The organism is Vibrio sp. VP6 (assembly GCF_028823755.1).
Taxonomy (GTDB): Bacteria; Pseudomonadota; Gammaproteobacteria; order Enterobacterales; family Vibrionaceae; genus Vibrio; species Vibrio parahaemolyticus.
In genome coordinates, this window is sequence record NZ_JAPEID010000022.1 from 22,276 (window position 1) to 42,736 (window position 20,461).

17 protein-coding genes and 1 tRNA gene are annotated in these 20,461 nt (G+C 44.8%); 11 read left to right on the forward strand and 7 right to left on the reverse strand.

Annotated features, from left to right (window positions below; all coding sequences use genetic code 11):
* Positions 1-32: 32 nt before the first annotated feature.
* Positions 33-1,031, reverse strand: a complete 999-nt coding sequence (yejK, locus tag OU793_RS14705; protein ID WP_005461746.1) for a nucleoid-associated protein YejK — start codon at positions 1,029-1,031, stop codon at positions 33-35.
* Between the two features lie 85 nt (positions 1,032-1,116).
* Between yejK and OU793_RS14710 the strand changes: the two genes are divergently transcribed.
* The 3 genes from OU793_RS14710 (at position 1,117) to OU793_RS14720 (ending at position 3,421) form a co-directional block, all read left to right on the forward strand.
* A complete protein-coding gene (locus tag OU793_RS14710) occupies positions 1,117-1,344 on the forward strand; it encodes a YejL family protein (RefSeq protein ID WP_025505649.1) in 228 nt (75 codons plus the stop codon).
* Positions 1,345-1,367: 23 nt separating this feature from the next.
* Positions 1,368-3,176, forward strand: a complete 1,809-nt coding sequence (locus tag OU793_RS14715; RefSeq protein ID WP_274647789.1) for a DUF3413 domain-containing protein — start codon at positions 1,368-1,370, stop codon at positions 3,174-3,176.
* A gap of 154 nt (positions 3,177-3,330) precedes the next feature.
* Positions 3,331-3,421 (forward strand) — tRNA-Ser (locus tag OU793_RS14720).
* A gap of 168 nt (positions 3,422-3,589) precedes the next feature.
* Here the strand turns inward: OU793_RS14720 and OU793_RS14725 are convergent.
* On the reverse strand, positions 3,590-4,498 hold the full coding sequence (locus OU793_RS14725) for a histone deacetylase (protein WP_025442127.1): 909 nt from the start codon (positions 4,496-4,498) through the stop codon (positions 3,590-3,592).
* Positions 4,499-4,769: 271 nt separating this feature from the next.
* Here OU793_RS14725 and OU793_RS14730 point away from each other — a divergent pair, with 271 nt between their 5' ends.
* Positions 4,770-5,459 (forward strand): SDR family oxidoreductase, encoded by a 690-nt coding sequence (locus OU793_RS14730; RefSeq protein WP_140103478.1) that lies wholly within the window; start codon positions 4,770-4,772, stop codon positions 5,457-5,459.
* 121 nt (positions 5,460-5,580) lie between these two features.
* On the forward strand, positions 5,581-5,787 hold the full coding sequence (locus OU793_RS14735; protein ID WP_005461782.1) for a hypothetical protein: 207 nt from the start codon (positions 5,581-5,583) through the stop codon (positions 5,785-5,787).
* A gap of 50 nt (positions 5,788-5,837) precedes the next feature.
* On the opposite strand, the gene OU793_RS14740 is transcribed toward OU793_RS14735, so the two are convergent.
* The 3 genes from OU793_RS14740 to OU793_RS14750 all read right to left on the reverse strand — a co-directional run bounded on the left by OU793_RS14740 (position 5,838) and on the right by OU793_RS14750 (position 10,648).
* Positions 5,838-7,802 (reverse strand): DNA topoisomerase III, encoded by a 1,965-nt coding sequence (locus tag OU793_RS14740; protein WP_140103477.1) that lies wholly within the window; start codon positions 7,800-7,802, stop codon positions 5,838-5,840.
* 105 nt (positions 7,803-7,907) lie between these two features.
* On the reverse strand, positions 7,908-8,456 hold the full coding sequence (locus tag OU793_RS14745; RefSeq protein ID WP_005461733.1) for an NAD(P)H nitroreductase: 549 nt from the start codon (positions 8,454-8,456) through the stop codon (positions 7,908-7,910).
* 179 nt (positions 8,457-8,635) lie between these two features.
* A complete protein-coding gene (locus OU793_RS14750) occupies positions 8,636-10,648 on the reverse strand; it encodes an NADPH-dependent 2,4-dienoyl-CoA reductase (protein WP_025535494.1) in 2,013 nt (670 codons plus the stop codon).
* 225 nt (positions 10,649-10,873) lie between these two features.
* Here OU793_RS14750 and sppA point away from each other — a divergent pair, with 225 nt between their 5' ends.
* Both sppA and ansA read left to right on the forward strand, forming a co-directional pair.
* Positions 10,874-12,724, forward strand: a complete 1,851-nt coding sequence (gene sppA, locus OU793_RS14755) for a signal peptide peptidase SppA (protein ID WP_005494455.1) — start codon at positions 10,874-10,876, stop codon at positions 12,722-12,724.
* A 164-nt stretch (positions 12,725-12,888) separates the two neighbouring features.
* Complete coding sequence (gene ansA, locus OU793_RS14760; RefSeq protein ID WP_005479567.1) at positions 12,889-13,902, forward strand: asparaginase; 1,014 nt, start codon at positions 12,889-12,891, stop codon at positions 13,900-13,902.
* An 87-nt stretch (positions 13,903-13,989) separates the two neighbouring features.
* Here the strand turns inward: ansA and OU793_RS14765 are convergent, their stop codons facing one another.
* Positions 13,990-14,274: a YeaC family protein gene (locus tag OU793_RS14765; RefSeq protein WP_005461780.1), complete on the reverse strand. Its 285-nt coding sequence runs from the start codon at positions 14,272-14,274 to the stop codon at positions 13,990-13,992.
* A 101-nt stretch (positions 14,275-14,375) separates the two neighbouring features.
* Here OU793_RS14765 and OU793_RS14770 point away from each other — a divergent pair, with 101 nt between their 5' ends.
* Positions 14,376-15,197, forward strand: coding sequence for a DUF2989 domain-containing protein (locus OU793_RS14770; RefSeq protein WP_025516132.1), 822 nt, complete (start codon positions 14,376-14,378; stop codon positions 15,195-15,197).
* A 106-nt stretch (positions 15,198-15,303) separates the two neighbouring features.
* On the opposite strand, the gene msrB is transcribed toward OU793_RS14770, so the two are convergent.
* Positions 15,304-15,747 (reverse strand): peptide-methionine (R)-S-oxide reductase MsrB, encoded by a 444-nt coding sequence (gene msrB / locus OU793_RS14775; RefSeq protein ID WP_011106032.1) that lies wholly within the window; start codon positions 15,745-15,747, stop codon positions 15,304-15,306.
* A gap of 303 nt (positions 15,748-16,050) precedes the next feature.
* Here msrB and gap point away from each other — a divergent pair, with 303 nt between their 5' ends.
* The 3 genes from gap (at position 16,051) to OU793_RS14790 (ending at position 20,317) form a co-directional block, all read left to right on the forward strand.
* Positions 16,051-17,046, forward strand: coding sequence for a type I glyceraldehyde-3-phosphate dehydrogenase (gene gap / locus OU793_RS14780; protein WP_005479552.1), 996 nt, complete (start codon positions 16,051-16,053; stop codon positions 17,044-17,046).
* 157 nt (positions 17,047-17,203) lie between these two features.
* Complete coding sequence (locus OU793_RS14785) at positions 17,204-18,088, forward strand: D-hexose-6-phosphate mutarotase (protein ID WP_005460080.1); 885 nt, start codon at positions 17,204-17,206, stop codon at positions 18,086-18,088.
* 192 nt (positions 18,089-18,280) lie between these two features.
* Positions 18,281-20,317: a methyl-accepting chemotaxis protein gene (locus OU793_RS14790; RefSeq protein ID WP_140103476.1), complete on the forward strand. Its 2,037-nt coding sequence runs from the start codon at positions 18,281-18,283 to the stop codon at positions 20,315-20,317.
* Positions 20,318-20,461 lie beyond the last annotated feature (144 nt).

Below are 20,461 nucleotides of genomic sequence, written 5' to 3' on the forward strand. Positions count from 1 at the left end.
AAAAAGAGAGCCTAGGGCTCTCTTCATAAGAATTAGTTACGACTTAACTGATCTTTCAAGTTTGGCGGTGTCCCTTTGATCGTCAGCGTATCTGTTTCTGGATCGTAGAAAATACGCTCGCCCAATAACAAGCTGTCAAAGCTGATATTTAAACCACCACCGGCACCCACATATTTAGTCAGCTTACGAACCGTTGAGCGATCACCAGGGAATGATTCTTCAAGCTCGTAACCTTGCTCTTTGGTGAAGTCCATAAAACTCGTACCATCTTGGCTTGGCGGTAACTCACCAGAAAGTTCAGAAATTTGAACCTCTTCACCAGATTTGATCTGCTCGTTACAGTAGTTATAAACCTGCTTTTTGTACTCGTTAACTTCTTGCTTTTCCAACTTAGAATCCGCACAGAAGTCATCCACCGCTTGCATCAACACAAGGTTTTGCTGTTTCGTGTCTAACCCAATATCGGCTTGCAGAAAATCAAGGAAGAAGTCAGCGACTTTACGACCAACACGCCCTTTGATGTATTGTAGGTAACGGTTAGATTCTTTATCCGTCTCGTAACTCGAAAGGTCAATGCGCGCCGCGATGTCCATCTTCGTGATATCGAGGTAGTCCGTCGCGCTGATGTCCAAACCCTCAGTCACTTTCAGGCTTTGGTTCATCGGCAAGATACCAATGAAAAGATAATCTGTTGCTAAACTTTGGTACTCAGCAAAAACCAAAATGCCTTCATCCGCAAATGGGTACTTAATCAGTTCTTCTTTCAGGCGATTTGCACTAATTTGTGAGAAGTCGTAAAAATCTCGCTCTCCTTTGCGCATTTCTTGAAGCCAAAATTGAAATTCGCTGTCTGACTGGAAAGAGCCAAAACCTTTACCAGCTTTAGAATGGAATACTCGATGGAGCTCTGCGACGAGATTTTCAGTTGAAGCATCGTTTTCTAGTGATGCTGGACGAAGTTTAACAACCAGTTCGTCCTGATCGTTTTTGCACAGTTGATGCAGAATAACGTTTGAAAGATGAAGGCTCATAGTGATTTTATCTTGCTACAAGGTTTTAGTTGATGGGCATTGTAGGTTATCATAAGCCGCTTTTACTATCATTATTAGAGTCTTTATGCCGATTACATCTAAATATACTGACGAACAAGTAGAGAAAATTCTTGCTGAAGTCGCTTTGGTTCTTGAAAAACATGCCGCTTCTCCTGAATTGACGCTAATGATTGCCGGAAATATCGCAACGAATGTCTTAAATCAACGTGTTGCAACTTCACAACGCAAACTGATTGCTGAAAAATTTGCTCAGGCGCTGATGTCTTCATTAGAAACACCAAAAACACATTAATAACGGATAAATAGAACACATACATGGTAGACAGCGGAAACTCATACGGCGAACGTGTATCTCGACTGGTTGGTTGGGGTCATTGGTTTGCATTCTTCAACATCGTAGCTTCGATGTTGATAGGCACACGCTACATTGTTCAGTCGCCTTGGCCCGAGACGTTGCTGGGTCAGTTCTATCTTGCGGTTTCGTGGGTTGGCCATTTTGGCTTCCTTGTTTTCGCTCTCTACTTATTGGTTCTGTTCCCGTTGACGTTTGTCCTGCCATCACGGAAGTTATTCCGTTTGGTGGCAGTGATCTTTGCCACTGTTGGACAAACAATCTTATTGATTGATACCCAGGCATACCAATCCATTAACCTGCACCTAACCCCTGTGGTTTGGGAGCTGTTATTCAGCGATGATAAAAGTGCGTTAAGCTCGGATCTACAACACCTGTTTGTTGTGATGCCGCTGATATTCCTTGTTCAGCTCGCCTTATCAGAATGGGTTTGGCGTAAACAGCGCAAACTGTCTCACAAACACGTTGGTCGTCCACTGGCTGCCGTGTTCTTTTTGAGCTTTATGACCAGCCATTTGGTCTACATTTGGGCTGATGCCTATTTCTATAATCCGATCACGAGCCAACGCTCAAACTTCCCGCTTTCTTACCTAATGACGGCGAAAAGCTTTATGGAAAAACATGGTCTGCTTGACCGTGAAGAGTACCTAAAACGCTTAGCGGAGAATGAAAATAACGTTGAGCTGGTGAACTACCCACTAGAAAAACTTGAATTCAACCGCCGTGTAAACAAGTTGAACGTGTTGATGATCAGCGTAAATAACCTGCGTGCAGACGCGCTGAATCAAGAAGAAATGCCAAACCTCTACGAGTTTGCACAACAAAACCAAAACTTCCGTAAACACTACAGCTCAAGCAATGACACCTATGGTGCATTTGGCTTGTTCTATGGTTTACCAACGAGCTACGCCTCTAGCATCAAGGCACAAGGTGCCTCGCCTGTACTTCTTGATGTACTTAAAGATCAAGGCTACACCTTCGGTTTGTTTAGCGGCAGCGGTTTTGAAGATGATCTTTATTCAGAAATCGTATTCCGAGGCGTAAACCTAGCTGAAAAACTGGATGGTACTCAAGCCCATACCGATAAACAATCTATCGCCGATTGGAACATGTGGCTAACGGAAAAAGCGAACCAGCCTTGGTTCAGCTACATCGAAGTTACTACGGTAGATAATTTTGAATCTATCCCGTCGAACTCGAAAGAAGATATGTCGGCGAGTGAACGCTTCAAAAATGCTTATGAGTTTGCCGTGAAATCTGCGGATGACAAAGTCGGCGGTATTATCAAAACACTTGAAGACGCTCAATTATTGGCAAACACCGTTGTTATCGTCACTTCCAACCATGGCAGTGAGTTTAACGAAACCAATACCAATAGCTGGGGCGCAAACAGTAACTACAGTCGTTACCAATTGCAGGTGCCTATGGTAATCCATTGGCCTGGTATGATGGCTGGTGAGTTTAATCACAGCACGAGCCATTTAGACCTTTCAGTTACGCTACTGCAAGATATGCTTGGTGTATCGTCCAATCCATACGATTACAGCAGTGGTCGTAACTTATTTGACGAAAGCCGTCGCCGTTGGATTCTTGCTGGTGATACTCGAGAACTTGCTCTCATCACAAATAACCAAACTACCGTGATCGATAAGTTCGGGAACTACAAGCTATACGATGAGAACTACAAGCGCATGCGTGATGAAACGCCTAAACTGCCGGTTCTTATGCAAGGCCTAACCGAGTTGCAGCGTTTTTATTCTAAAAGTGAATAGTTGAGCACTCAAAGTTGATAGAAAAGCTCTCCAAATGGAGGGCTTTTTTGTTTATTTAAGCAACAAACAACACAAAATCGAACAGGAAACACTCAAACGAATAATTTAGGGGTTTACAAGGTTTTCAAAGCCTTATATTATTCGCGTCAACAACGGAGAGATGGCTGAGTGGTTGAAAGCACCGGTCTTGAAAACCGGCATACGTTAATAGCGTATCTAGGGTTCAAATCCCTATCTCTCCGCCACATTTAGAAAAAGCCCGCTAAGAAATTAGTGGGCTTTTTCGTATATTCAGATTTGAAAGGACTTGGACAAATCCCTCCTTGAATACAAGCCCAACACTCCGCCACATTTAGCAAAAGACCACTAATACGTTAGTGATCTTTGTTCTGCCTAATTACCTTTTTCAACTATCAAGAGGCAAAGACTTCTGTCGCCGCTTTTATTAACTGCATGTGAATAGGTACAAGGTCTGCGTGGTTTGTTCTATATCCACCACCCACAACGGCGGCAACAGGAATCCCTCTGTTTTTCATCAGTTGAAAAAGAAAACGATCACGCTCAAAAATTGCTTGAGTCGATACGTCAAAGTAACCAAGCTCATCATCTTGATGAATATCTACCCCAGCGTCGTAAATCACCATATCTGGACGATGGAGATTCAACGCCATCTCGACCACCTCTTTAAACGTCATCAAAAATGTTTCATCGTCTGTTCCTTTTGCTAACGGAACATCCAAATCAGACTGTGGTTTTCTCGCAGGAAAGTTTTTATCGCAATGAAAAGAGAGCGTCACGATGTCCGGCTCTTCTTGGCACAAGGTGGCGGTTCCATCACCATGATGAACATCACTATCAATAATTAAAACCTTATCAACGTGCTCGTTATCCAACATGTGTTTAGCCGCAATCACTAAATCATTGAACAAACAGAATCCACTACCAAAATCTTTGTGAGCATGGTGGTAACCACCACTTAAGTGCAGTGCGATACCGTGTTCAAGCGCTTTTTCGGCTGTCAGAAGTGTACCAGCCGCTGAAGTCAGTGTTCGAGTGATCAGAGCTTCACTCCAAGGAAAGCCGATTCGACGCATTTTAGCGGCGGGCATATTACCTTGTGCCAGTAAGTCAACATACTCCGCATCATGCACGCGCTTGATCGCTTCAATTGACAGCGCTTGTGGTTCAAAAAACTGTACCCACTCAGCTTGCACACCGCGACGTACCTCTTCATAGAGATATTGATACTTCATGATTGGGTAACGGTGCCCTACAGGCAATTCAAGTTTTGAGTATATAGGGTGGTATATCAGTGGCAACATGAGACATTCTTTTCATACAACGTTGTGAAATATTACCAACTACAAAGGTTGAATAGAAATTAATTTAATTGATAATGATTTTCATTAAAAAATGAAATTTCATACTCCAACGATGAAGAAAACGACATTTACGGTCCTAGGCGCTTTGTTTGGTTCCTTCTGTGCTATCTCTGTATTTATATCCCTGTTGTTTAGTGCATGGTGGTTAGTTGATTTTGTCGCACTCAGCTAACACAATAGTTCGATAACGAGTCGTACCAGAGAGTTAAAAATGGCCCATTATGTTTTTATCACAGGCGCAAATCGTGGTATTGGTTTGAGTCTGACAGAGCTTTATCTTGAACGCGGGTGGAACGTCCACGCTACTAGCCGTAACGTCACAGACAGTGACGAACTACAAGCTTTGAGAGCACGTTACTCCTCTTTGAGCTTGCATGAACTGGATGTTACTGATTACGCAAAAATCGCGTTACTTGCTCAGAGCCTGCCACCTATCGACCTTTTGATTAACAACGCTGGTTACTACGGCCCTAAAGGTTATGGGTTTGGAAACACCGATGTGGATGAATGGCGTAAAGTACTTGAGATTAATACGATAGCGCCACTTAAACTGGTCGAAACGCTCTATCCACAACTGCAACAAGGACAGTTGAAAAAAATCGCCTGCATCTCTTCAAAAGTCGGGAGTATGACGGAGAATACATCGGGTGGCGGCTATATTTATCGCTCGTCAAAGGCGGCACTCAATTCCGTAGTCAAAAGCTTAAGCAATGACTTAACGCCTGACGGTTTTACTGTCCTTGCTTTGCACCCTGGTTGGGTACGCACCACAATGGGTGGGCCAAATGCACTTATAGATGCTGAGACATCAGCTCAAGGACTGGCACAAGTTATTGACCAAAGCACCGTTGAACACTCTGGTCAATTCATCAATTACGACGGAACTTCGCTTCCTTGGTAAGTATTTTATAAAAAGATGAGAGGTAGGTTAGCTTTATGCTTTCTACTTCTCTGACAACCTTGAATTTCTGCGTTTCCTTTCCAGACTTAGTAAGGCTATCAAACAAATAAGGAGAGTGAGCATGGCTGCGGATAGAGATCTGGTGAATTTTAGTGAAGATCACGAACTCAACTACTGCTTAAGAAGCGCAGGGAAACGTCAGACACAAGCGAATCGCGATGCGTTGGTCGATTTAGGTAAGCAAGTCAAACAAGTCTCGGGCAAACGAGTTCTTACGCAAGATGATGTAAGAGGTGCCATTCAAAATCACGGCGATCTGTTTGAGTAACACCACCACAAACAACAAGCAAAAGCGGCGCTATCATGCGCCGCTTTTGTTTAAGAGCTCTTTCGCTTTGAGGCTCCCGCTTTCGATGCCCCACTCTTTGGGTAGCTTCGCTTTTTACGCTTGAACGCCGGACGTTCGACTTTAGGTAAGTGGCACAGAGAATCCGGTATTGGCCCTGATTTTACTTGGCTCATCAACCCATCAATACGCTGTTCAAGTGCCTGCATGAAAGGTTGATAAGCTTGATTTCTTTCTGCCATCCCCTGAAGTTGGTGCTCCCAATGAGCGGTCATGTCAGGATACGTCGCATCTTGTGGTAATGCGTTGATTAACCCTCGTCCAGCTTGCGAGCTGAGTATGGATTTACCTTGCCTTGTCAATAACTGACGCTTAAAGAGCGTATCCAAAATACCCGCACGAGTCGCTTCCGTACCTAATCCATCTGTGTCGCGCAGAATTTTTTTCAACTCTTTATCGGCAACATAACGAGCAATTCCCGTCATCGCTTGCAGCAGAGTGGCTTCAGTAAAGTGTTTTGGTGGCTCAGTTTTTCGGTCTTTAATTTCACCTTCACGGCATGTTAACACCGTGCCTTCACTTAACGGTGGCACTGCATCAATACCTTCGTCTTCTTTATCCGTTTTTCCCATCAGTGCTTTCCACCCCGGCGAAACAAGTTGACGGCCTTTAGCGATGAAAATGCCACCAGCGATGTCGAATACCAATTTCGCTTCGGCATAGACAGCCGCAGGATAAAACTGCATTAAATATTGGCGCGCAACGAGCTGATACACTCTCATTTCGTTGCCAGACAGCGCATTAACGTTGGCTTGCTTAGGCGTTGGAATGATGGCGTGGTGAGCATCGACTTTTTTGTCATTCCACGCTTTCGACTTAATCGATAAGTCGGCACCATTCACTGCGCTTTGCAGTTCTTTGGCGTTGTTTGCAATAGCGGATGTAACCGTTCCAGCTTGAGAATAATGCTCCAACGGCAAGTAGCGACAATCAGAACGCGGATAAGTGATCAGTTTGTGCTTTTCGTATAGTGCCTGACAAGTATCTAGCACCTGCTGCGCACTCATGCCATAACGCTTTGCTGCATCAATCTGCAAAGCAGACAATGAATATGGCAATGGTGCAGATTGCTTGGTTTGCTTCTGCTCTGATTCCTTCACTATCGCTGGCTGGTTCGCGATCCGATTAGCGACGTTTTCGACTAACTTGCGATTTAATACTCGCCCTTCTTCATCCTGCCATGGTTTGCAAGCCTCACTGGGTTTCCAGCGTGCGCGAATATCAAACGCCCCATTTTGGTCTTGATACGGGATCAATGCGTGCAGCGTGAAGTAATCTTTCGGAACAAAGTTTTCAATTTCTTCATCTCGACGGACGACAAGCCCTAGAACCGGAGTTTGCACACGCCCAACCGAGAGCACACCTTGGTAGCCAGCCTTTTGTCCCAGTAAAGTATAGGCGCGAGACATATTCATTCCGTACAACCAATCCGCTCGCGAGCGCGCAAGAGCAGAAACAGACAGAGGAATAAAATCACGATTGCTGCGCATTGAGCTTAGTGCGCGCTTCACTGCAGGTAAGTTCAAGTCAGAAATCAGCAAACGCTGTGTCGCTTCTTTCTTAGTTTTGGAAAGCTTGCAGTAGTCGAGAACCTCATCAACTAACAACTGCCCTTCACGGTCTGGGTCTCCCGCATGAATCACTTCAGTTGCTTCTTTGAGCAATTTACGAATCACGGTTAACTGCTTACTGGCACTTTTTCTCGGTCTAAGTTGCCATTGCTGAGGAACAATCGGCAGATCGGCCATGTTCCATTTTTTGTAGCGTTCATCGTAAGCGTCTGGCTCAACTTGCTCTAGCAAATGACCAATACACCACGTCACCACATCACCATTTCCACAACGGATAAAGCCTTGGTCTTTCTTTTGGGGATTAGGTAAAGCAGCCGCAATAGCACGACCTAGACTGGGTTTTTCAGCAATAAACAGACGAGACATAAGGATTTGGAAATCAAAATAATTAGGGCCACATTATCGAATGTAGCCCTAAGAAATCAAGGAAAAACTGTATAAATGAACAGTAAGCGTTATCTAGGTATGTATTTATTGAAATTCAACAAACTTAGACAAATCGCGCTCTGGCACTTTCATTGGAGTACAACCTGGTGTACCAAGGTATAGAAATCCAACAATTTCATCTTCACCTTCTAGGCCAAATGCTTGATGTACCTCAGGGTGGAACATCCATTTACCTGAACGCCAAAAACCTTGGAAACCTTGCGCAACCGCCGCCATTTGCATTGCTTGAACAGCGCAGCCCGCAGAAAGATATTGTTCCAATGCAGGGACTTTCTCATGCTCGGTTACTTTCGCGATCACGGTAATGACCATTGGGGCACGAAACGGCGCATTTTTCACTTTTTCGATCACAGCCTCATCACTATGGTCTGCAATCGCGGCTTTCACCAAAATATCTGATAGCTTCTTCAAACCATCACCTTGAGCAATCACAAAACGCCAAGGGGTTAAGCCCGCATGGTCAGGAGCACGAAGACCTGCGCGAATAATATTCTCCAACGCTTTGCCCTCTGGTGCTGGCGCAGATAATTTGGCGATAGAGCGACGGTTAAGCAAAAGATCGAGAGCTTCCATGAGCGAGTCCTTATTGAATCTAACTGTTATTTTCTTTGCTGCTCACTTTAGCATAATCCTCTCACTCGAATAACAATCTGTTTTTTAGGGATTATCGTGATGATTCACACAAACCGAGAGTGACAGAAACAAAAAAGCTGCGCATCACACGCAGCTTTTGAGTCATATAAAGCTCGATGTTATAGCTTCACAGCAAGTTTTACGCCTTGGCGAATTGCACGCACTGCATCCAACTCACCGGCATGATCAGCGCCACCGATGATATGCAGTTTTTCACCAAGTTCAGACCACTTGTCTTCAAACGGACGTACTGATTCCTGTCCCGCACAAATAACGACTTTATCAGCCTCTAAAAGCTGCGCCTTACCATCTACATGAATGTGTAAACCGTTGTCATCAATTTTGTCATAAGACACGCCACCAAGTAGATGCACTCCGCGTTTTTCTAATGTGCGTTTATGGATCCACCCTGTCGTTTTACCCGGTCCTTTACCAACACGACCTTTGCGACGCTGAAGCACCCACACTTCTTTGTCACTCACCGCGTCTGGGTATGGGTACAGTCCACCTGGTTGCGACATTTCTTTATCAATGCCCCATTCATGCAGCCAATCATCCAACGTTTGCCCTGCTGGCTCGGTAATCATTGTTGCAACATCAACACCAATACCACCAGCACCAACAATGGCGATTTTTTCACCGACCGGCGTTTTGTCACGAATCAGCGTTTGGTAATCCACCACTTTTTCTGCATTATCAATACCTTCGATATTGACCTTACGCGGTTCAACACCAGAAGCCATCACAACCTCATCGTACTCTGTCAGCAAATCGTAGTTCGCTTCCGTAGACAAATGCAGATTTACACCCGTTTCATCAATTCGGTTGGCAAAGTAGCGAATCGTTTCTCTGAATTCTTCTTTACCTGGGATTTGCATCGCTAAGCGGAATTGCCCACCAATTCGGTCGTTCTTTTCAAACAGATCAACTTTATGACCACGTTCAGCTAAAGTCGTCGCACAAGCTAAACCAGCAGGGCCTGCGCCTACAACGGCAATATTTTTCTTCTTGAACGTTGGTTCAACCACAATTTCTGTTTCGTAACAGGCAAGTGGATTGACGAGACAACTAGCGCGCTTACCTTTAAATACGTTGTCCAGACACGCTTGGTTGCAACCGATACAAGTATTAATAAACTGCGCTTTCTCTTGTTCTGCCTTCGCGACAAAGTATGGATCCGCCAAGAACGGGCGAGCCATTGACACCATATCCGCCTGACCAGAAGCAAGGATTCGCTCTGCTTCATCAGGAGTGTTAATTCGGTTACAGGTGACGATTGGCACAGAAACGTGCGGTTTCACCTTCTCGGTTACCCATGTAAATGCACCGCGAGGTACTTGCGTTGCAATGGTCGGAATACGTGCTTCATGCCAACCAATACCAGTGTTGATAATGGTGACGCCCGCGTCTTCCAATCCTTTGGCTAATTCAATCACATCTTCGAACGTGCTGCCCTGCTCGACGAGATCCAGCATCGAAAGACGGAAAATGATGATGAACTTCTCACCCACCGCTTTACGTACAGCTTTCACTATCTCCAACGGGAAGCGCATGCGTTTTTTGTAACTGCCGCCCCAATCGTCATATCGCATATTGGTGCGCTTACAAAGGAATTGATTGATTAAATAACCTTCTGAGCCCATTAATTCCACGCCGTCATAACCGGCAAGTTGAGCGAGTTCAGCGCTGTTGGCAAATGCATCGATGGTCTTTTTGATCTGACGCTCGCTCATTTCACTCGGCGCAAACTTCGCGATCGGCGCTTTAATGCCAGAGGCGCTCTGCGCAAACGGGTGCATCGCGTAACGCCCAGCATGTAAAATCTGTAGTGCAATTTTGCCACCATGCTTGTGCACGGCATCGGTAACTACTCGGTGCGCCTTTGCGTGTTTTGGCTTACTAAACTCCGCACTTAACGGGTGCAAACGACCGCGTAAATTCGGTGAAAAACCGCCGGTCACGATAAGCCCGACGCCACCTTTCGCGCGCTCTTCATAAAACGCGGCGAGCTTTTGCAATCCTTCCTTGTGCTCTTCTAGACCTGTGTGCATTGATCCCATCAGGACTCGGTTTCGTAATTGTGTAAAACCTAAGTCCAGTGGTTTTAATAAATTAGGGTACATGGCAGACATCACTAAACATCCATTTTTATTATCATGGTCTGACCAGACTACGTCCGGAAAACCAAAAAATCAAACAGGCGTTTACATTTTTGTAACACCGATCAATCTCGCGCGAAAATATGCCAATTGTTGAGTGAGCGTGATAAGCTAAAAAAATGTTATCTTTTGAGATCTTAGAGATAAGAACCCATACTTTGTAAGATTAGGGAAAGACTATCTCGTTATGGAGACAAGATGAAAAAACTCTTCAAATTTATTGGTTTGATATTTAAGGGGATATGGAAAAGCATCACCTTTATCAGACTCGCGTTGGCAAACCTGATCTTCCTTTTGATGATCGCCGTGTTTTACTTTGCGTTTACCTACACTGGCGAAGGACGACCTGTTATCGAGAAAGAATCTGCTTTGGTTATGAACCTTTCTGGTCCCATCGTGGAACAGCGTCGTTATGTCAATCCAATGGACTCAGTTGCAGGTTCTCTTTTAGGTAACGAGATGCCAAAAGAGAACGTTTTGTTCGATATCGTGGACACCATTCGCTACGCAAAAGACGATGCCAAAGTCTCTGGCTTGGTATTGGCACTGCGCGATCTGCCAGAAACGAACTTAACTAAACTTCGTTACATTGCTAAAGCGTTAAACGAGTTTAAGGCATCAGGTAAGCCAGTTTACGCGGTGGGTGACTTCTACAATCAAAGCCAATATTACTTAGCAAGCTACGCCGATAAAGTGTACATGGCGCCTGATGGTGGCGTGCTGATTAAGGGCTACAGCGCTTATTCTATGTACTACAAAACTCTGCTAGAGAAGTTAGACGTATCCACTCACGTTTTCCGAGTCGGTACTTACAAATCGGCTATCGAACCGTTTATTCGTGACGACATGTCGGATGCGGCAAAAGAGTCTGCCACGCGCTGGGTCACTCAGTTGTGGAGCGCATTTGTCGATGACGTGACAACTAACCGCAACATCAACGCCAAAGTGCTAAACCCAACGATGGAAGAACTGCTTACCGAGATGAAATCTGTGGATGGTGATTTGGCGCAATTGGCAGTCAAAATGGGATTAGTTGATGAATTGGCGACACGCCAAGATATTCGTACCTTATTCGCCAAAGAATTTGGTAGCGATGGTAAAGACAGCTACAACGCCATCAGTTATTACGACTACCTAGCGACGATTCGCCCAGACTACACACTCGCAAACCATGATATTGCCGTTGTTGTTGCAAGTGGCGCCATCATGGATGGTCAGCAACCTCGTGGAACAGTAGGCGGTGACACGGTTGCAAGTCTACTGCGTCAAGCGCGTAACGATGAGAAGGTAAAAGCAGTCGTGCTTCGCGTAGACAGCCCTGGTGGCAGTGCGTTTGCGTCAGAAGTGATTCGCAACGAAGTGGAAGCGCTAAAAAAAGCAGGCAAACCTGTTGTAGTTTCGATGTCGAGCTTAGCGGCCTCTGGCGGTTACTGGATTTCAATGAGCGCAGATAAAATCGTCGCGCAACCAACAACACTGACGGGTTCTATTGGTATCTTCAGCGTTATTACGACGTTCGAAAAAGGCTTCAGCAAACTTGGTATCAACACCGACGGCGTTGGCACGTCACCGTTTTCTGGCGACGGCATTACAACTGGCTTGTCTGAAGGCGCGTCTCAAGCGTTCCAATTAGGCATTGAGCATGGCTACAAACGCTTTATCTCTTTGGTTGGTTCAAACCGAGATATGACGGTAGAAGAGGTAGACAAAGTCGCGCAAGGCCGAGTTTGGACAGGTCAAGATGCCTTATCATTCGGTCTTGTTGACCAAATGGGTGACTTCGATGATGCCGTTGAGTTAGCTGCGAAGCTGGCAAACGTGACAGATTACGGTATTTACTGGGTTGAAGAGCCATTGTCACCAACAGAACTATTCCTACAAGAATTCATGAATCAGGTAAAAGTATCCCTTGGTGTTGACGCAACAAGCCTTCTGCCAAAGAGCCTTCAACCTGTGGCTCAACAGTTCGAACAAGATGCAAGTCTGCTTCAAAGCTTTAACGATCCGAAAGGACAATACGCTTTCTGTTTGAACTGCCAAGTACAGTAGATTTTCAGTAAGAAACACAAAGGGCATCTCTACGTGAGATGCCCTTTTTTATTGAGCTCAACATCTCCTCAGATGACTTTCATATGCTGTGCGCCGAGCCTCGCATCTCAAGGTTATTTAGGTATATAATCCCGCCTCTGTTCCCCTACATGAAAGAAAAAACGATGACTAGAAAACACATCTACATCGCTTACACCGGTGGCACCATCGGTATGCTAAAATCGGATCACGGTTACGTTCCTATCGCTGGCTTTATGGAAAAACAGCTTGCCAGCATGCCGGAATTTCACCGTCCAGAGATGCCGGAATACACTATCCACGAATATGATCCTCTTATCGACTCATCAGATATGACACCAGCAGACTGGCAACAAATCGCTGATGACATTCGTGACAACTACGACAAGTACGATGGTTTCGTTATTCTGCACGGCACTGACACGATGGCTTACACCGCGTCGGCTTTGTCTTTCATGCTAGAAAACCTAGGTAAGCCAGTTATCGTTACTGGTTCTCAAATTCCTTTGGCTGAACTGCGCTCTGATGGTCAAGCAAACTTACTAAATGCTCTGCACATCGCAGCAAACTACCCAATCAACGAAGTCACCTTATTCTTCAACAATCAGTTGATGCGTGGCAACCGCAGCACAAAATCTCATGCTGACGGCTTTAATGCATTTACGTCACCAAACTTGCCGCCACTGTTGGAAGCGGGCATCAACATTCAGATTAGCAACAGCATCAAGGTGAACGCGCAACCTGAAGGTGAATTCAAAGTTCACAACATTACTCCTCAACCAATCGGTGTGATCACAATGTATCCGGGTATTTCGCATGAAGTTATCCGCAATACCTTGCTTCAGCCAGTGAATGCAATGATTTTGCTTACCTTTGGTGTGGGTAACGCTCCGCAAAACCCAGAACTACTAGGCCATCTTAAAGAAGCCTCTGAGCGTGGTGTTATTGTGGTCAACCTGACTCAATGTTTGGCTGGTAAAGTCAACATGGGCGGTTATGCAACAGGCTGTGCGTTGGCAGATGCAGGCGTAATTAGCGGTTACGATATGACGCCAGAAGCGGCGCTCGCAAAACTGCATTTCTTATTGAGCCAAAACCTGTCTTACGAAGAAGTAAAAGAGAAAATGCAGGAAGTACTGCGTGGCGAAATGAGCCTGTAAGCGCTTCTTCGAATCTCTAACAATGCTTCGAATATAAAAAAAGCCCAATATTGATTGGGCTTTTTACTTTGGCATGAAGTGACAGAATCAATCGAGATTCGGGTTTACACGAACAATGTCACTTTCATCGGTATTGAACTGTTTTTTCAGTTCCTGTTTAGACTTAAAACTGATTTCACCACCAGCCGCAACCGTCATATGTTGCGCCTCGGTATTGTGTTTTGATTGATACAACATCACAGCTTGCATACACGAATCTCGCTGCTCTCTAGAAAGTGTTGTACCCTCAGGCCATCTTCCCGTTTCTACTGCATAAACCAAACGATCATAAACTTCTGGAGTTATCGCTTTTAATAGTTGTTCTGCGTCCATAATGTACCTTCTTATTACATTCTATTTACAGAACATAACGGGTTAAGAAACTGAGTCAAGAACACGAAAATGAATTGGTGTAACGGATCACAAGCAAAACCATGAAAAAAACATACTGGTTACTCGCCAGCCTCACTACCCTTACTTTGACGGGCTGTTTTGAAGGCAACGTTACAACAGAAGAGTTGTGTCAAAAAACGCCAGAGCTCCGTTGTGAAAACCTCAATATGGATGACGGCCAATGTCGAATTCCTAGAACCAAGTTAATTTGGCACCGTTTTGAGCTACTGAAAAACCCATCAGAAGCAAACCAAATTACCGAATACAGCATCGTTGCTGATTATCGCAAATGTTTGGAGCTCGCGTCTCAGATCACTCCTATCGATCAAAGTGAGCTAAAAAGGCAACGCTTTAATGCCTTGGTACACAGCATAGATGAACTCAAGCGTATCGTCGAAGAACTGAAAGGTTCTCAACAACCAGAGACACTCTATTTTCTTTGGTCACAAACGGGCGATACACAAGCACGTCGCCAATTTTTACAAATGGAAGGCACACCCCAGTTAAATACTGCAGAAATGCAGTATGCCTTAGCCACTTTCTATACCAATAGAGACGCAAAAAAAACGCTAGTCTTGCTCAATAATGCTTTGGCTCTGTCAAACAAAGACAACCTAAACCCTGTGATACTTAAATCACTGGCAAGCATTAACCAAGGTTTAGGCGAGAAAAAGCAGGCGTACTTATGGGCGATGGTTGCCAAACGATTTGATGTGCCTTTAGCAGATGAAAAGCAGTTGCAGCGTATGTACCACTTCGAGGATCCGAACCAACACGAAAAGTTAGATGAGTTGGCCGATACGATTGCAAAGGCAATACGCAAAGGCAGTTACTCGCCCGATATGATCCCTAAAGACATGTAAACAAAAAACTCCCGCTTAGCCGGGAGTTTTTTTCCTATTGCTGGTGATTATGAGTGGTCTAACGGTACGATGAAAGGATAAAACACTCTTAACAGCAAAAATGTCATTATTCGTCAGATTTGTTGAAAATTAACGACACCGAATTTACACAATAACGCTCGCCAGTGGTCTTCGGACCGTCTTCAAAAACGTGACCCAAATGGCTATCACAGCTCGCACAACGAATCTCCGTGCGAACCATTCCGTGACTTAGATCTTCCAAATAGCGTATTGCTTCATTATTAAGAGGTGCATCAAAACTCGGCCATCCACAACCAGAGTCGTACTTGTTATCCGAGATAAATAGAGGGGCATTACAGCACGTACAAGCGTAAACGCCCGTCTCTTTATTATGCAGTAACTTACCACTGAACGGCGGCTCTGTACCTTGCTCTCGACAGACACGGAACTCTTCGTCAGATAACTGCTCACGCCACTGTTCATCAGACTTCGTTACTTTTTTTCCGCTTTGTTCCACGAATTTCGGTTCCTTCTTTACTATTTTGGGCATTGACTTTTTTAGCAAAAAACTTGCTTCTCGTAACAGTTGTAGCACATACTTTCTCACCAGGACACCATGTGTAATGAATTTGATACGAGTACTTATCTCGCAAGTTATATTACGCCAACTGGACTACAGAAGATTCAGTAAAAGTTTAAAAAACGAACATTTGCGAAGAATTGTTAAAAAAAGCGTCGCTTTTTTTTGACTTTAAACAAGTTAAGTCCGATTATCTGTTGCAGATGTTTACTGGATTCTGTAATTTTACTACCAGTTATCTTTAATCAGAAATTAAGTTGTGGAGCAACTATAATGACTATCAAAGTAGGTATTAACGGTTTTGGCCGTATCGGTCGTTTCGTATTCCGTGCAGCGCAAGAGCGCGCAGACATCGAAGTTGTAGGTATTAACGACCTTATCGACGTAGAATACATGGCATACATGCTTAAGTACGACTCAACTCACGGCCGTTTCAACGGTACTGTTGAAGTTGAAGGCGGTAACCTAATCGTTAACGGTAAAACTGTACGTGTTACTGCAGAGCGCAACCCAGCTGACCTTAAATGGGACGAAATCGGTGTTGACGTTGTAGCAGAAGCAACTGGTCTTTTCCTAACTGACGAGACTGCACGTAAGCACATCGAAGCTGGTGCGAAGAAAGTTGTTCTAACTGGTCCTTCAAAAGACGCTACTCCAATGTTCGTAATGGGCGTTAACCACGCTACTTACGCTGGTCAAGACATCGTTTCTAACGCTTCTTGTACTACTAACTGTCTAGCGCCTATCGCTAAAGTTCTTAACGACAAGTTCGGTATCGAATCTGGTCTTATGACTACAGTTCACGCTACTACAGCAACTCAAAAAACTGTAGACGGTCCTTCTGCTAAAGACTGGCGCGGTGGTCGTGGTGCTTCTCAAAACATCATCCCATCTTCAACTGGTGCTGCTAAAGCTGTAGGCGTTGTTCTTCCAGAACTAAACGGCAAACTAACTGGTATGGCTTTCCGCGTACCAACAGCTAACGTTTCTGTAGTTGACCTAACAGTTAACCTAAAAGAAGGCGCATCTTACGAAGCTATCTGTGCAGCAATGAAAGAAGCTTCTGAAGGCGAACTAAAAGGCGTTCTAGGCTACACTGAAGACCAAGTTGTTTCTCAAGACTTCATCGGTGAAGTTCAAACTTCAGTATTCGATGCTAAAGCTGGTATCGCTCTAACTGATAACTTCGTTAAAGTTGTATCTTGGTACGACAACGAAATCGGTTACTCAAACAAAGTTCTAGACCTAATCGCACACATCTCTAAGTAATTAGAAATCGTGATTAGCTCTTAACTGAGTTGAAAAAGAGGCGGCTTGATAGTCGCCTTTTTTGTATCTGGAATTTGAGAAAAATCTCAGACGTACTTTCATAAATACTGAGAAGTGCGCCGAAATCTACCTCTTCCCCAGTGTAGGAAACAAGCACATGGATTTAAAAACTCTTCCTCCTCTAACTGTTCTTTCAGACAACGTAACTGTTGTCGAAATCGATAACGTAAAGATCGTTCGTATTATTCATGACAAAGCGACAGCAGGTATTGCTTTACACGGCGGTCATGTAGTCTCGTACGCACCACAAGGTCAAGAAGACTTGATCTGGATGAGCGAAAAAGCCATTTTTGATGGCAAAGCAGCATTACGTGGTGGCATTCCTGTTTGTTGGCCTTGGTTTGGCCGTATTGCTGCACCAGCTCATGGCTTTGCGCGTACATCCGAATGGGAATTAGTTGAGCACCGCGAAAATGAAAATGGTGTCATCGTCGAGTTGGCACTGTTCCCAACCGAAGAAACACATCAAATTTGGCCACACATGTTTGATGCGCGTCTTCTTGTCGAAGTGGGTGACGAACTCAAAGTAACGCTGAAAGTTCTTAATATCGATGATGAAGCTTGGACGTTCTCAGGCGCATTACATACTTACCTAAACGTGGGCGATATCAAACAAGCGCAAACAACAGGTATGGGCAATGAGTACATCGACAGCTTGAAAAATAGCGAAGTGTGTCAGGGTGGTGAGGTTCTTCAACTGACTGACACCATCGATCGCGTATACACGCAACCAGAAGCTCAAATTTTAGTGAAAGACCCTGTGCTTAACCGTACGTTGAGCGTAGCGAACCGCGGCCACAACTCCGCAGTACTATGGAACCCGTGGGCGGAAGGTGCACAAGGGATGGGAGACATGGCTGACAATGGCTATGAAACCATGCTGTGTGTGGAATCGGCCCTTCATGCGCCAAGTATTGAAGAAGGCAAAACTCTTGAGCCAGGCGAGAGCTACGAGCTCGTGACAGTGATTGCTGCACAATAATCTTCCTAGGCCGGCTCATCCGGCCTTTTTTTGAAATCATTTCCGTTCTTCCTCGGTCACTTTCTAACTAACTCATTGGTTATCTGAGTTTTTTGACAATTTAATTAATAGATATCAAAAAAATTATTCATATAAACCGATAGCATGCCGATACAAAACTCATAAGTTATAAATATATCAGGAAGACATTCCATGTTAGAAAAGTACAGAAATCAAAGTGTTGGCTTTCAACTAAAGCTAGTCATCACTTTGTGCCTAGTAATTGCCTTTTCCAGCATTGCTGCGCTCGTTTATCGAAACGCATCTGGCGTGCTGCTAGAAAGTACGTTGAGAGAACATCAATCCAAAGTCGAGTCGATGGCAAAAACCATTGCCGGTCAGTTCGATGCTTACCTTCATACTGCTCAAGTACTCGAATCAACTTTTCGCAATGGTTACCTTGCAGGCGTTTATGTAGAAAACTACACGGTAGACTTCATGGGCCATGAAGTACCAAATATCACGCAATACAGCGAAAGTTTGATTAACGACACAAAGCTGGTCGACAGCTTCACACGTGATACCGGAGCAATCGCAACATTATTTGCACCACTTGGTGATGACTTCATTCGCGTTTCAACATCGTTAAAAGATCCGCAAGGTAAGCGTGCAGTAGGCACGACTCTTGGACGCAACCATCCTGGTTACCAACTCTTAAAGAGCGGAAAACCTTACTACGCGCAAATCAAACTATATGGTGAACGCTACATTACCTATTACGCGCCAATCAAAGACGCTAACGGTAACGTATCTGGCTTGTCATTTATCGGTTTGCCAGTAGACCAAGCCACACAAACTCTGTTTGATGCACTAGAAGAGATTAAGTGGGGCGACACAGGCTACACCATCATTGTCGATAACGACAAAAACAATCTTGGTAAGTACTTACTCCACCCGACTAAGAGCGCTACCGATCCTTCAATCGTAGAAGTTCGTGATTACGATGGTAACAAGCCTTTCCATAAGATTTTCGAACAAAAGAGTGGTCTGATCCGCTACCCATTCCAATACGGCTCAACCGTCGGTGAAAAATACTTAGTGTTCACCGAAGTACCCGGCTGGAACTGGAAACTACTGGGCGGTACATTCATCAAAGAAGTGACCAAAGGCAGCGACACGCTACTTAAACTGATAGCCATCATTTCTTCGGTAGCAGCGAGCATCACTTTTGTTGTGCTCACTCTGTTCTTAAACCGCAGCTTACAGCCTCTAACAGTGTTGAACTCTTACATGACGCGCCTAGCTAATGGTGAAGTCAGCTTACAAATTCCGTCGTCTCGTAAACGTTCGAAAAATGAGATTGTGAATTTGAATAACGGCGTTGCAAGCATGGCAAATCAACTGAATGAGTTAGTTGGCCAGATTCGTTCTACCAGCGATTTAGTCGAAAGTAACTCGACCAGTGTAGCAAGCGATGCTCATAGCAACTTAACCCAAGCGGATCGTCAGCAAGAAGAAGTTGAGCAAGTCGTAACAGCGATCGAAGAGATGGCCTCTTCCGCTCAATCGGTGGCGCAGCAAGTAGAAAGCATTGCTGAGAATGTCCGCTCAGCGAACTTAGATAGCCAATCTGGTTTGACGATTGTTGAAGGCGTATGTGTCGACGTGGCGCAGTTGAATGATCAATTGGATCAATCAGCCGAAGCCATCGAACAAGTCAACCGTGACAGTGAAAGTATCCAAACCGTCACAAGAATGATCGACGAAATTGCCGAGCAGACCAACCTACTCGCTCTCAACGCAGCAATTGAAGCGGCACGTGCCGGTGAGCAAGGCCGTGGGTTTGCTGTGGTCGCGGATGAAGTTCGCACATTAGCGCACCGTACGCAAAGCTCAGTGCAAGACGTAGTTGGAATTATCGAGAAGCTAAAAGGCTCAACACAAAATGCCGTAACCATGATGACTGACAGCCAACGCAGTGCGAATCAGGTGCTAGACAAAGCGCAAGACGCAGGCACCGCACTCGAAGCGATTGCCGTTCAGGTACAATCTATCGCCTCTCAAGCTGATGCCATTGCCGCGACCTCGGAAGAACAAGCTCAAGTTTCACAAGAAATTGCAGCCAACGCGCATTCAATCAGTGAGCTAAACCGAGAGAGCCGTAACATCAGCGCGAAAACATCACAAAGTGCGATCGAGTTACAGCAACAAGCGAGAAATTTAAAAGAGCAAGTGGACTTCTTCCATTAATCCCTTGCCCTTCTCCTCTTATCATTGTTCAAAACGTGTAAGAGGCACTCAAGAACCTAAAGAGCCGAAGATCTCGGCTCTTTTTGTTTCACTTAAAGCCACGCTTTTTGATAGAATTTGCCGCCCTACTTTCTGTTCGAGATC